Source organism: Lactobacillus gigeriorum DSM 23908 = CRBIP 24.85, from assembly GCF_000296855.1.
In the GTDB taxonomy this organism is placed as follows: Bacteria; Bacillota; Bacilli; order Lactobacillales; family Lactobacillaceae; genus Lactobacillus; species Lactobacillus gigeriorum.
The window spans coordinates 1-14,477 of record NZ_CAKC01000010.1 but is presented as its reverse complement, the minus strand read 5'-3'; the positions used below and the strand labels follow the sequence as shown (position 1 = coordinate 14,477).

At 38.5% G+C, this 14,477-nt stretch carries 8 protein-coding genes and 1 pseudogene; 2 read left to right on the top strand and 7 right to left on the bottom strand.

The genetic code is table 11. From position 1 onward, the window contains the following. Positions 1 to 92: 92 nt before the first annotated feature. Positions 93 to 758 (bottom strand): DNA alkylation repair protein, encoded by a 666-nt coding sequence (locus BN52_RS01100; RefSeq protein WP_008472223.1) that lies wholly within the window; start codon positions 756 to 758, stop codon positions 93 to 95. Further along, positions 759 to 1,982, bottom strand: a complete 1,224-nt coding sequence (locus BN52_RS01095; protein WP_008472222.1) for an aminotransferase-like domain-containing protein — start codon at positions 1,980 to 1,982, stop codon at positions 759 to 761. It abuts the gene before it with no gap. A gap of 111 nt (positions 1,983 to 2,093) precedes the next feature. Between BN52_RS01095 and BN52_RS01090 the strand changes: the two genes are divergently transcribed. Continuing rightward, positions 2,094 to 2,993, top strand: coding sequence for a LysR family transcriptional regulator (locus BN52_RS01090; protein ID WP_008472220.1), 900 nt, complete (start codon positions 2,094 to 2,096; stop codon positions 2,991 to 2,993). On the opposite strand, the gene recQ is transcribed toward BN52_RS01090, so the two are convergent. The 3 genes from recQ to BN52_RS01075 all read right to left on the bottom strand — a co-directional run bounded on the left by recQ (position 2,990) and on the right by BN52_RS01075 (position 7,334). Further along, positions 2,990 to 4,768: a DNA helicase RecQ gene (gene recQ, locus BN52_RS01085; RefSeq protein ID WP_008472218.1), complete on the bottom strand. Its 1,779-nt coding sequence runs from the start codon at positions 4,766 to 4,768 to the stop codon at positions 2,990 to 2,992. The two genes, BN52_RS01090 and recQ, sit on opposite strands and share 4 nt — an antisense overlap. A 242-nt stretch (positions 4,769 to 5,010) precedes the next feature. Beyond that, entirely contained in the window at positions 5,011 to 6,111 is a 1,101-nt protein-coding gene (gene glf / locus BN52_RS01080) for a UDP-galactopyranose mutase (protein ID WP_008472216.1), read from the bottom strand. Positions 6,112 to 6,377: 266 nt separating this feature from the next. Beyond that, on the bottom strand, positions 6,378 to 7,334 hold the full coding sequence (locus BN52_RS01075) for an MFS transporter (RefSeq protein ID WP_008472214.1): 957 nt from the start codon (positions 7,332 to 7,334) through the stop codon (positions 6,378 to 6,380). A 126-nt stretch (positions 7,335 to 7,460) separates the two neighbouring features. Here BN52_RS01075 and BN52_RS01070 point away from each other — a divergent pair, with 126 nt between their 5' ends. Then, entirely contained in the window at positions 7,461 to 8,417 is a 957-nt protein-coding gene (locus BN52_RS01070) for a 2-hydroxyacid dehydrogenase family protein (RefSeq protein WP_008472213.1), read from the top strand. A gap of 71 nt (positions 8,418 to 8,488) precedes the next feature. Here BN52_RS01070 and BN52_RS01065 read toward each other — a convergent pair whose 3' ends face one another. Together BN52_RS01065 and BN52_RS01060 are read right to left on the bottom strand one after the other, a co-directional pair. Further along, positions 8,489 to 13,678, bottom strand: a complete 5,190-nt coding sequence (locus tag BN52_RS01065) for a S8 family serine peptidase (protein ID WP_008472212.1) — start codon at positions 13,676 to 13,678, stop codon at positions 8,489 to 8,491. A gap of 432 nt (positions 13,679 to 14,110) precedes the next feature. Further along, positions 14,111 to 14,477 (bottom strand): annotated as a pseudogene (locus BN52_RS01060) (hypothetical protein); the annotation flags it as partial.

Sequence of the window (14,477 nt, the reverse complement as noted above, 5' to 3'; positions counted from 1 at the left end):
AATTTTCTCCTTATAAAAATGCTTTCAATATTAACTTTATTTTAGCACCATCTCAATTTTTCACGACAAAAAAAGCACAGACTTAATCTGTACTACTTTAAATATTTGCTAGCTTCACGCTTGCTAAGTGGGCTCAGCTCAGGATGGCTCTCAATAAATTGCGCTACCCATACTGGATCAGTTTTTGAATAATCTCGGAGCGCCCAGCCAATCGCCTTATTGATAAAAAACTCATCGCTTCCCAAATTATTTTCAATAATCGTTGCCAGTAATTCCGGCTTGGTCTTTTCCTTCAAAACTAATTGATGTTCAATTGCCGTTCTTCGTACCCAAAAATTAGCGTCTTGCGACCAAACTAACATTGGCTTACTCAAATCTACTTGTGTACTCAATTTACCTATCGGCTTAATCAAACTATCGATCGTATCCCACCAAGATTTTTTAACAATCAATTCCTTAATCCTTGGCAAGTCATCAGTTTCAATTCCTTTTCGCCGTAAATAATCGCAAGCAAAGTATTGAAACTCACGATGTTCATCATTCCAGGCCAGAGCAATTAAATCCCAGTTCAAGGGTGCGTTTTTTAATTGCTTCAACTGTTCCCGGTAACACATTTGCCGGTCCTTAGTTTGAATCCCATAAAAAGCAAATTGATTCCACATATACTTCGCTATTAGCGGGGCTTTTTCAGGATCAGCCTTGCTTTCAAAAGCCAATTTGAGTTCGTTATAAATTTCTTGGGTAGTATTTTTCGCCATCTATATTGCCTTTACGAAAATTTCCTTCTGTCGACTATTTTCCACTAGCATCTTGCTCAAACGCTTTACGCCATCATCAATTTGTTCATAAGTAGGACCCGTAAAATTAATTCGCATCCCATTTTTACGATCACGATGAGCATAAAAACTCTCAGATGGCACGTAAACCAAATGTTGCTCTGGAACTGCATTTTCCCATAAAAGCTTGGTCGTATCAATCCCCTGATCAAGTTCTAGCCATAGGAAGAAGCCACCTTCTGGATGACTTACTTTGATACCTGGCAAGTAGCGATCAATGGCAGCCATCATGGCTTCCATCTTTGTTTGGTACAAAGCTCTCAAGCTTTGAATATGTTCATCTAAATCATTATTCTGCAAATAATATTCAATCGTTGCCGAAGGCAAATATGGAACTTCCAAATCTTCAGTAAGTTTAAGCTTGGTTAATGCTTGTACCACTACTGGATCAGCTACTAGCCACCCTAAGCGAAATGCTGGGGTTAAAATTTTAGAGAAGCTTGATAAAAAGATTACTCGTCCTTCAGTATCAAATGATTTAACACTTGGTAGACTCTTACCCACATAGCGCAAATCGCGATATGGCGTATCTTCAAGAATGATGAAATCATATTTATTTGCAAGTTCAACTAAACGCTTGCGCTTAGCCACTGACATCGTAATGCCAGTTGGATTATGAAAATCAGGTACGGTGTAGAAGAGCTTGATTTCCGGATGAGCTTTCAACAATAATTCGAATTGAGTTAAATCAGCGCCATCGTCCTCCATCGAGACGTTGAAATAAGTTGGTTCGAAAGTATCAAATGCTGCTAGGGCACCAACATAAGTTGGCGCTTCAACTGCCATTGCATCCCCCTTGTTGAGTAAGAGTTTGGCCACCAATTCAATTCCTTGTTGCCCACCTGCAGTCAACATGATTTCATCATCAGTTACTTCAGGGATGCCTACTAAAGTCTTTGCTCGTTCAACTAAAAACTGGCGTAAATATTCTGGTCCACGAATATCATGATATTGAAAGGCATGTGCTCCTTGCCGTTTTACCGCAACTTGATAGGCTTCTTTTAATTCTTCAACAGGAAAAAGCTTTTCTTCTGGAGCGCCTCCTCCAAACGAAATATTGTCTAAATAGTGCGTTTCTGGAAATAATCCGACTAATCGTGATTTCTCATCTGGTTTAACTCGACTTGCAAATAAATTTTCTAACATAACTATGCCCCTTTTCTCTATTGCTAAAAAATATTATAATGCGAAGATAAGCAATAATAAAATTCAACATTTTTACTTTAAATTGAAAATATTTCATCTAAAGGAGCAAATATGTTACCCTTCCCTTATTTAGTTTTTACTACCGTACTGGAACAAGGTACTTTTTATAAGGCTGCCAGCATTCTTAACGTTACCCCGTCAGCAATCAGTCACTCAATCAATCAGTTAGAGCAAGAACTTGGCTTTCCGGTTTTTAACCGTTCACGAACGGGCGTAAGTCTAACGCCTAATGGTGAAAAAATCCTTCCCTTGATCCAGCAAATTATCAATACTCAGTCTCGTATTACGCAACTTGCACAACAAATTCAAGGCTTGGATATTGGAATTATCCGGATCGGTGCTTTTTCTTCTGCCTGCATTAATTGGCTACCACCAGTAATTCAAACCTTCAAAGAAACTTACCCTCAAGTTGAAATTACGGTTAAACAAGCAGGTTTTTCGGAAATCACGCGGGATGTAAAAAATGGCAACCTAGATCTTGGCATTACCATGTTGCCGACCAAGGAACCTGGCGTAATCAGTCAAAAACTGATCGAAGATGAAATCTATTGTATTGCTCCTAGTGATTTTAAAACCGAGAATGGAACCAGTGTTAGCCAACAGGATTTAAAGAACTACAATTTCATTTTGCAAAAAGGCGACTATGATTGGGATACCAAAGCAGCACTTGATCACTATCAAATTTCACCAACTGCCATTCAGTTTTCAATCGATGACCAATCTATCATCGCCATGGTAGAGGCAGGCTTAGGTTTAGGAATTTTACCAGCTTTAGCCTTGCAAAAAAATACCGGTAAAGTACAAATCCTCCCATTTGAGGATGCCTTTTACCGGAAAATTGGGTTAGTTACTACCAACGCTGCTAGTTTGACTCCTTCTACGAAAGCGATCATCAAGCAATTTCAAGATTTTATCAAAGAAAAATATCCTAGTCGATTATTAACGATTTAGTCTTCACTAACAAAATCATTAATAACTTCAAGCATTTCACCACCATAGTTGTGGAGTTTAGCTTGGCCAACACCACTTACTTCTAGCATTTCTGCAGGAGTTCGTGGTTTTATTTTGGCCATTTCATGCAAAGTATGGTCGTTAAAAATCATAAAGGCTGGAACTCCCTGTTCTTTTGCCAGAATAAGACGCTTGGCTTTAAGTGCATTAAACAGCTTGGCATCAGGTGATAAGTTAGCCTTAACTTCATCAATTTTTGGTTCTCCACGTCGAAGAACTTTTTTCTTTCCATCAAGCACGTCCCAACCCAAGTTAGTTACGCGTACCACTGGATATTGCTCTCCCACGGTCTCAAGATACCCATTAGCAAGCATGAAATTGATCATACTTTCGGCTTCTTTACGAGGAAGCTTCAAGCTGCCATAGTGCTCAAGTTGATCAGCTCCAATTTCTTTCATCCGTTTATTCTTAGACCCAGTAACTGCTTGAGCCACAATGCTTTTACCAAACCGGCCATCGAATTCATAGACCATGTTGATGATGCTCTTAGCTTCAACCGAGATATCACGAAGCTTGCGCTGATCTAAGCAATTAGAACATTTTCCACAAGCTGGCGTATCCTGACCAAAATAACGGACAATAAATTGTTGTAAACAACTCTGAGTATTGGCATATTCAGTAATCGCATGCAATTTATCGTATTGAATTTTCTTATACTGATCGTCAGCTTCTGATTGATCAATGAACCAGCGGTAAGTTGCCAGATCTCCTGGATGAAAAATCATTACGGCTTCACACGGCGCACCGTCTCTTCCAGCACGTCCAGCCTCTTGATAATAGGCTTCGATATTTTTAGTACTATTGGCATGAATCACAAAACGGACATTGCTTTTATCAATTCCCATGCCAAAGGCATTGGTGGCTACTATCACCTGTACTCGATCAAATTGAAAATCATCTTGTACCTTAGTTCGTTCGTCATTGGCCATGCCACCATGATAGTTGGCTACTGAAACACCACGTTTTTTGAGATACCGGGTTAGGTCATCGACCTTCTTACGAGTATTGGTGTAGACAATTCCTGCTTCATCATTATGAGCATTAATATAATCATAAATATATTTATTGGTATCTTTGGGTGAATTAACTACTTTAAAGCTTAAATTTGGACGTGCAAAAGAAGTAATTACAAAATTGTTTCGAGAAATATTCAATTGGTTGGCAATATCCTCTTGAACTGCTGGCGTTGCGGTTGCCGTCAAAGCTAAAATGTTGGGCTTGCTTCTCAGGCTGTTGATGCCTTCAAGAATTTGCCGATAAGCTGGACGAAAATCATGCCCCCATTGCGAAATACAGTGCGCTTCATCAACTGCTACCAATGATACATCAAGGAAATTCAACTGATAGCGAAAATAATCCATTGCTAAACGTTCAGGAGTCAAATATAGCAACTTTATTTTTCCTTCATAAGCCTGACGCAAAATGGGATTCACTTCTTCTTGTGGTGTGGTTGAATTTAGGGCAGCCGCTTCAATCCCATTTTGCTTCAGGGAATCAATCTGGTCTTTCATTAAGGAAATTAGTGGTGAAATTACCAACGTAACTCCTGGATTGACAAGCGCTGGCACTTGATAACAGAGTGATTTTCCAGCACCAGTAGGCATAACGGCTAACACGTTTTCTCCAGTAAGAACTTTTTGGATAACTTCTGCTTGTCCTGGTCGAAATTCATGATAGCCAAAATATTTCTTCAAGATAGTCTGTGGATTGGTCATTTAAATCATTATAATCCTTATTCTAATAGGCTTTCTGCCCATGTTTCACATATGAGTATTTTTAAAGTTGCTTATTATTAGTAATTATTGTCGATTTTCAAATGATACAAATAAAAATTTTTGTTTCACTTTATTTATTAGTCAGCAAGTCAAATAAACGATCACTAATAAAGCGGTATTGAATTCAAAACTTTTTCAATTCAAGTAAAGTTTTCTTCAAAAACAATCAGGCAAAGCTAGTTCTATTCTTCCTTGACACAATCAAGGGCAGCCGCAATTACCTGATCCATGTTGTAATACTTATATTGTCCTAATCTACCACCAAATAGTACTTTAGGCTGTTTTTTAGCCAATTCTTGGTATTTTTGGTAAAGGTCATTATTACGGTCATTATTTACTGGGTAGTAAGGTTCATTGCCACGTTTCCAATCTGCCGGATACTCTTTTGTGATAATAGTCTTGTTCGGATCGCCTTTACCAAATTCGAAGTGCTTATGCTCAATTATTCTAGTATAAGGAGTCTCGCGGTCAGTATAGTTCATAACGGCGTTTCCTTGATAATTTCCAGTAGCGAGTTCTTCAGTTTCAAACCTTAATGAACGATATTCTAATTCGCCCAATTCATAGTCGAAGAATTGATCAATCATCCCAGTGTAGATAATTCGATCATAATCCTTTAAGTAGTTTTCTTTGTTTCCAAAAAAGTTAGTATTTAAGTTCACGGTTATCTTGGGATCATCAAACATTTTAGCAACCATTGCAGTATAGCCACCAATCGGAATGCCCTGATAAGCATCGTTGAAATAATTATTGTCAAAAGTCAGCCGAACTGGTAGTCGCTTAATAATAAAGGCTGGCAATTCAGTAGCTTTTCTACCCCATTGCTTTTCCGTGTAGCCTTTGATCAACTTCTCATAGATATCTCTACCAATTAGTGAAATTGCCTGTTCTTCAAGATTCTGTGATGTTTTACCAGCCATTTCTTGACGTTGTTCCGCAATTTTAGCTTGGGCTTCTTCCGGCGTCGTCACGCCCCACATCTGGTAGAAAGTATTCATATTGAATGGCAAATTGTAAAGCTTGCCATGGTAATTAGCAACAGGACTATTAGTATAGCGATTAAATTTAGCGAATTGTTGAACATATTGCCAAACTTGATCGTTGCTAGTGTGAAAAATGTGAGCACCATATTGGTGCACTTGGATCCCCGCAACCTCTTTAGTATAGATATTGCCAGCGATGTGATCACGCCTTTCAATCACGGTCACTTCATGTCCTCTTTTAGCAGCCTCATGGGCAAAAACTGCTCCAAATAAGCCTGCTCCTACGATTAAATATTTCATTCTAATTGCTCTTTTCTTTTTCTCTTAACTAATAGCATATGCAAAAAAAGTGGTTTTCACAACCACTCATACTAGATATTTTTCGCTTTTTCTATTTGAAAACCGCACCAGGTAATTAATAGCGCTAGCAAGACACAAAGTAAAATCACTGAAATCCAAGATTTACTTATCATAAATAATCTACCGAATGCGACAGGACCAAGACTTGCCAGCAAATAACCCAAGGTCTGTGCAATGCCAGACACTGCTACGGTTTCAGCTGAAGTTTAGGTTTTCTGCGTGAAGAAGATAACTGCCAAATTGAACGAAAAGCCTGAGGCAATACCGACAAATAAAGCCAAAATTATGCCTAATATTAAATTGTTGCTATGCAATAATACACCTAAAACTCCTAAGCCAAAACCCAATCCAATCACAATTATCAAAAAACGTTTGCCGCCTTTGGTTCCCGCAAATAGCGGTGTCAGCAAGGCACAAAAAAGACAACTCAGCTGTAAAATCGTCATTAAAGTCGCTTGTTCATTTACTGAAAAATGATCAAATTGGATTAACATCTCCCCATACCAAGTCGTAAGCGAATAGTAAAGTAATGCTTGCAGCCCAAAGAACAGTGAAATCAGCCACACCAATTTATTCTTTAGCAGAAGCGACATTTTGATTGAGCTTTCAGCTTTTTTCACAGTTTTTTCTCGTAAAAAGATGCTTCCTAAGATTGAAAGTAAAGAGAAGATAAATAAGCCCTTCATGGTAACAACAAGCGAGAACTTAGATGCTAGCCTTGCTAAAAATGCGGTCCCCAAAGAACTAGTAAGGATCATTGCAGTCGTATACAAACTAACGCCTAGTAAGATCTGGTCTGGTAGTTCAGCTTTGATTACTGCAGGCAAAAGGACATTGCCACCATCAATTCCAAGGCCAATCAAGACTGTCCCTAGCAACAATAAAGTTGGCTGCAATGTCATGCGCATTAAGCTACCTATACTAAGAATAATAAAACTCAAAAGAATTATTTTACTTGTTGCAATTTTTTGATCTAATTTAGTAAATAATGGTGAACTCAGAGCAAACATAATTAGTGGGATCGATGTCAGCAAGCCACTAAACTCTTTGGATAGACCAGTTGCAGCCTGAATTTGAGGCATAATTTGGGGCAAAGCAATAATCGGCATCCGCATATTTAAGGCTACCAAAATTATACCGAGGTAAGTCGTGATCTTCTTCATGGGCTCATTCCCTTCCAGTTTTTAAATACATTATACTCTTGATAAAGCCTTATCGTTTGTTTAATGTAATCGCTTACTATAAAATAATTAGTAACTGATAAACTATCAATAAATAAGGAGGCTTTTATGGTTCAAGTGTATCTAACCGCTAAATTACCTGACATTGCCAGCAAAATTCTTGATGAGGCTGGAATCACTTATGAGGTCTATAATGGATCCGGCTTAATCACCAAAGAAGAATTGCTTAAACATGTAAGTGAAATTGAGGCTCTGATTACCCCACTTTCCACTCAAGTCGATCAAGAGGTGATCGATGCCTCTCCTAAGCTTAAGATTATTGCTAACTTTGGTGCCGGATTTAACAACATCGACGCTAAGTATGCAAGAAGCAAAGGAATTGACGTCACTAATACGCCTTTTGTTTCAAGCATAGCAACCGCGGAGATTGCTGCTGGTTTAGCAGTCGCATTATCTCGTAGAATCGTTGAAGGAGACCACTTAATGCGTACTGAAGGCTTTGAAGGCTGGGCCCCACTCTTCTTTTTAGGACACGAATTAGCTGGTAAAACTCTCGGCATTGTAGGTTTAGGAGATATTGGAAAGCAAGTTGCCAAACGCTTGCGCGCATTTGACATGAATGTCATCTACTATCAACGTCATCGCGATGAACAGACTGAAGACTTGTATGATGCAACATTCGTTGATTTCGATACTTTAGTTAAGACTAGTGATGTGATTTCGCTACACGTTCCGTTAACGCCTGAAACTCATTATCTATTTGATGAAGCACAATTTAAAGCTATGAAGAATAGTGCCTTGCTAGTAAACTGTGCTCGAGGTCCCGTAGTTAATGAACGAGCTTTATTATCTGCTTTGAAAACTGGAGAATTGGCAGGAGCAGCTCTCGACGTCTATGAAAACGAACCAGCAGTTACTGAAGGGTTTGCTGAATTAAAAAATGTTATCTTAACCCCTCATATTGGAAATGCTTCTGTCGAAGCTCGTGATAAGATGGCTGAAATCGTTGCTAACAATGCAGTCAAAATTCTTTCAAGAGAAAGTGCTGAATATGTTGTAAATTAAACGCAACTAATAATAGCAAAAAAGGTTATAAGCCCCACTTAGTAGGATACTTATAACCTTTTTGCTTGGCATTATTTAGCTAAAACCGTGTCTTTTACTTTAACAAATTGATCTTTACCAACTTGATAGAATTTTTCACCATTAATTACAACTAGTTTGCGTTTGTTCAGAACTTTAAGTAAAGTATCTTTCTTTAGCGATACCTTTTTACCTTGTTTTCTTACAACTTTACCTTTAGCGTTGTATACATATGCTTTTCTCACAGTTTTTACTCTAAGCGTATTGGCAACTTTAACAAATTTATTTTTGCCAACTCTATAGTATTTCTTACCCTTGATTAAGATAACTCTACCTTTATCAAGCACCTTTACTACAGTTTTCTTCTTAAGAGTTACTGACTTCTTGGCTTTCTTAACGAGATCACCTTGAGCAGTGTAAACATAAGCATTGTGGTATAGCTTCTTGTAAACGCTAGGATCGTTTATCTCTGCTACACCATTTGATGAAGCATCCCTTTGTTGAGTAGAAGCTACTGTTGATGCTGATTCTGGTTGAGAAGATGAAGCCGAAGTTACAGTAACAACAGGAGTTACAGGTTGAACACTTACTGATGGGCTACCAGTACTTGAGCCTGGCTTGCTTCCTTCACTAGTTGAGGCTGAGTTAGCAGTTTTACCTGATTCCCCACTAGTTGTGTTGGTTGAGCTACCTTCATCAGTTTTAGCGCCGGATTGACTTGAGCCCGTTTCACTTCTATTCTCTGAAGCTGCAGGATTTTGCTTCTCTGGCTCAGTCTTTGCACCTTGATCGTTTGTGCCACCTTCATCAGTTTTAGCACCTGATTGTTCTGAGCCCGTTTCATTTCCATTCTCTGAAGTTGTTGGATCTTGTTTTTCTGGCTCTGTCTTTGCACCTTGATCGCTTGTGCCACCTTCATCAGTTTTAGCACCTGATTGTTCTGAGCCGTTCTCCTTTTCTCCCTCTGAAGTTATAGGATCTTGTTTTTCTGGCTCTGCTTCATCTTCTGGAACATAGTGAACCACGAACTTTTTAAGACTTCTATTGCCTGCTTGATCGACTACTTCCACAGTAAAGACATGAGTCGTTTCTTGACCATCATTATCATCTAAGTTGAATTCTTTTTCGAACTTGTATGGGGCAAAACTATTTTGTGATGTTTGATCAGCGGTTAGGTTGATTTCAGGGATGTAGTTATAACCATTCGTAGCAAATTCGCTAAAGACATTGTCGCCATTGATGAACACGCCGTAACCATCCAAGTTATCAGTTGCTGAACCCGATAATTTGAAGGTCTTGTCGCTTGTAGTTAGCTCAGTTACTTCATCACTTCCAGCCTGATCTACCTTAAGCGTTGGTGCAACAACATCCAAGATCAGCGATAGGCTTCCCCGCTTCAATTCACCATCGTTTAAACGATAGAAGTATGACAATTGACGAGTTGCTGAAGGATCAATCTTAAAGCTAGTGGTAAATTTACCGTTGTTGCTGATATCAGCTTGATTGTTAGGATCAACTTCATATGGACTATCAGCTAGGAAAGTAAGAGCAACAACATTAGGCTGCACTTTACCAGTAACTGTAAACAGCTTAGTTTCAGGATCATAGTAGCCATTTACAACTGCTTCATTGCCATATACAGTTACACCGTTATTATTCATGTAGTCAAAGCTAATATTGTCATCAGGATCAGATGAATTGTCATAGCCAGGATATGCGCCAGGTCCAAATGCTTTTATATCTGCAGGTTCGTCCTTCATATCTACGCCTAACTTATCACGATCAGTATATGTCGTACTTGTGGCATCAGCTTTATAATAAACCCCAAGATAGTTAGCATCCTTGATTGGCGTAGGATCAGTTACCTGCTTATCGTTAAATGCTGGGCCATCGATTTCTGTCCATCCTTGTAACAAGGCTCTTGTAAATACCCCAGTATCTTTATTCTTATTGATACTGGTGTGAACATGGAAAGTTGCAACACCATCTTGAACTACACCAGTATAAACTTCGCCCGTAAAGTAATCTTTAGCATATGCCTTAACATTGCTGCCCTTTGATACTGCAGCTTGAACAACGATATCATCTGGATTGCTACCAAAGACTGAGTAAATTTGTGGTCCGAATGACTTGTTTTCGCCATCAACATGTTGCCATGCAAATTGTGCTTTTGGAGTGTAAGAATTGAAGCTGCCGATCACTTTCTTACCAGCAAGGTCTGATGAAAATACTAAATCAGTTTCATCAACGCTTACAGGAACAGTAAATTGGCCATTTTCAACTTGAACCCGCTTACCGTTTACAAAGAAGTCCTCGTCGGCTGCACCTTTCAACGTGAAAGTCTTGTTTTCAGCATTGTAATCACTGGAATTTTCGCTAAATGGCAAGCCACTAACTGCATTCCACACTGAAACTTTATTTGGACTTTCCTTCACTGGCGCCACATCCAATGTCTGTAAAGCAGTATTATCTGCCACATCGCTAACAGCCAAAGTAATCTTATTAGCTGTTTGCGTTAAGGCTTTCAATGCATCATCTGAAAGTACGTACGAGAAGTGTCCACTTAACTTTTCATTATCGTCAAAAGCAGAAGCACCATCATTTAACTTGAAACCAAACACTTGGTCATTTACAGTTACGGTTGCATATGAGTAATCAGTGAATCCGGCACCTTTATCTGCATAAGAACCTGATAAGGTATGAGTTGCATCATCATAAGTTACATTACTTAAAACCGGTGCACTGGTATCGATAACTACTGGTGTATCATTGGTCTGAACTTTATTTTCGCCATCATTGAATAAAGTAGCAACAAACCGATAAGTGTAGTTACCATCTGGGGCAGCAACCATCTCACCAGTTTTAGCGTCATACAACTTACCGTCCCATTCGAAAGCATCGCCGTTGTTAACGCCATAGCCAAAGTCTACTGTGCCAGTACCATCAGAGTGGTATGATTTTTCCACACCATGAGAGTCAGCCAATACACGAACAACATTGCCTTTGGCATCAAGAATTTGAACTTGTAAATCTTTCAAATTTTGCTTCAAATATGCATATGGTCTTAATAAATCACTCTTATGATCAGCATTAGGTGAAAAGGCTACTTTTCCACTTTCATACAACTTAGCAACTTCTTGCCAATTGTATGTGCCATCTACGTTGACCAATTCTTTCAATGATTCTTCATCGGCAATTCCACGAGGATAATTATCTTCGTTTACAAAACGGTTACCTTGAATATCAGGAGCATCATTGTTGGCATTTTGGTCAAAGACATTTTCTGAAGTCATATCGCCATAGTAGCCTAAATATGGTACAACCAAAGTGCTACTGTCTCCGGCATTTTTAAATTTCAAAAAACCTTCGACAAGTTGATTCTTTCTTAAACCAGTTAAAGCCAAGTTCAACTTAACGGTCTTGATTTCTTTTGGTGCCAATAAAACTGATGTAGGTCCTAAAACTTTTGCACCAGCTAGTCGGACATCGTAGAACTCACCAGTATCTTCATCTCTAAACTCAGTGTAACCATTATCTTGATCGTCAAAATCATATGTTAGCTCACTATCGCTTAAGTTATGGAAGGTCAATTCAAAATCAGTGGAATCACCAACTTGTTTTAAGCTGACAGAACTAGTGCCATCTTCAGTTGTAATGTATGCTTGTGATCTAGTGGCTGCTCCAACGTCTATTTGACCCGAGCCCTGTCTACGAGGTGAAACAGGAGCAGGAGTGTCGTATCTAGCTTTAATTTGTGGATTAGCAGTGTTCATTAGCAAAGCTTTAACTGCAGCTACTAAATCAGCACCTTGCAATTCGGGATTTGTTTTGGCTAATCTTTGCTTAACCAAAGCTGCAGCTCCGGCAACGAATGGACCAGCCATAGATGTTCCACTCATAGTAGTGTATTCATTGTTATTGGCCAATGAAATTACATCGACACCAGGCGCTGAAACATCTGGCTTCAAAGTAAAGTCTGGTAGTGGACCCCATGAACTAAATGAAGCCATATCGCTATTATTACCAAGTCCTGAAGTTTCCGCTGCAACCGTGATTGCATTTCTAGCTGCACCTGGATCTGCTACGGTGCTGGAGCTAAATGGATTGTAGTTTCCGGCGTTGCCACCCGCTTCATAATTTTCTGTATCAGTTAGATGAGTTGGATTGTCAACTGATGAAGCATTTCCGTTATTCGAAGCTGAGATTGAAACAATTACACCGTGATCGACAGCATATTGAACTGCACGTTGATCAGCAACGTTCAAGTCGGCTGCTGAAACACCGCCACCTAGAGACATTTGGATAACATCAGCACCTAAACGAACAGCATCGTAGATTTCACGTGCAATATCAAGGGAGGTAGTAGTATCACCAAAAACTTTAAAGTGCATTAATTGAGCTTCTGGAGCAACACCAACAACATATTCTTTATCACCATCAGGATGACCATCAGCTGCGATAATTCCGGAAACGTGTTGACCATGCGGTTCTTCATCAGGTCCTTCCATATGTTCATTTTCGTTGTCGACATAATTATAAACATATGGGAACTTTTCATCGACATAACGACCATAACCAAGTTCTTTTATCATTTCTTTCATTTGATCAGCAGTAAACTTAGGATCTGATGGCATAGTTAAGAAATCTTTGTGATAGACATCGACACCCGAGTCAATTACTGCAACTACGGTATGTTCACCCTTGTAGCCTTGATCCCAAGCATCCTGAACATTGCCTTTTACATGATCTTGATGATTGGCTGGCAGTTCTACACCATTTGCATCTTTTTGACCTGCTTCATCTGCTGTTTGATCACCATTTGCAGTAGTTTGCTTTTCTGCTTGAGCACTCGAAGATTGAGTTTGTGATGTCTGATTTGTTTGTGTTTGCTCACCTTGTGTGCTTGATGATTCTGTTGAAGTTTCTGATTTTGCATCAGTTTCAGCTTGGCTAGCAGCTGATGTTAAACCAACAGAACTTTCAGGAGTTTGACTAGTTAAATTAGGTTGACTAGTTTGTCCTGCTTGATTGGGGTCAACTGTATCCGCATTAGCTTTTCCTGATTCTGCTAAGAAAATAGTTGACCCTGATGCTAAAGCGATAATGGCCGCAGTTGCCCATTTTTTTCTTAAGTTCTTGAACAATTTGTCATTGGAAGAACCCACTAATAAATCCAATTTCGACTTAGTCTTGTTCAGATAGTGATAATTTTCACCTCTAGCATGTTGACTATGTTTAACCATTCTTTTGTCCACCTTTTTTATAAATTATCAATTCGAATCAATGTGGTTTGAATTATATATTTATAGAACTATTGTGTCAACACTTATTATTGGTTTTTTATTAAAAATTATTGTTTTGGGTAATTTTGCATTATATTGCAGTTTGTAGTTATTTTTGTATCACATTTTAAGAATATCTATTAATTAAATATTTAATATTACTTACGTGTATATCTATCATATTGTATTTTTATTCTTATCAACTAGGTTGAGAATAAGCCTGACGTTGTCTTGAAATAATATAAACAATATTATTACCTATTTATAAAAAATTTTGATTCAATGACAATTTAAACAAAAAAATAGGACACCATCATTCGTGTCCTATTCCTTATGACGTCAAATTGACGAATTTTTATAACAAGTTATTTTTTAATTTTTACAACGCCAAAGTTAAGCTTCTTGCAAAAAATCGTTTTTTGCTTCTGTGATGAATTGTTTTATTTCATCATCAGAGAAGTATTGGCCATATTGTTCTTTTACTTTGTTAAAGATAACATCTTCATCAGTAGTAAAACTTCTTACTGTAGCAATCAGTCTCTTAATTCCTGCACGACGTTCAGCTTTTTTGCCAATCTCTTTGCCTCTTTTTTCTCCGACTTTCTCGCCATCTTCACGACCGCTAATTCTGGCATCCATGATCTTCATCTCGTAGTCCATGATATCTGATCTCCTGTCTTGATTAAGTTCTTTAATTTGTTTTTGAGCCCAAATGAAGTGTTCATTCAGACTTACTTCTTCATCGTTCATCAACTTCGGT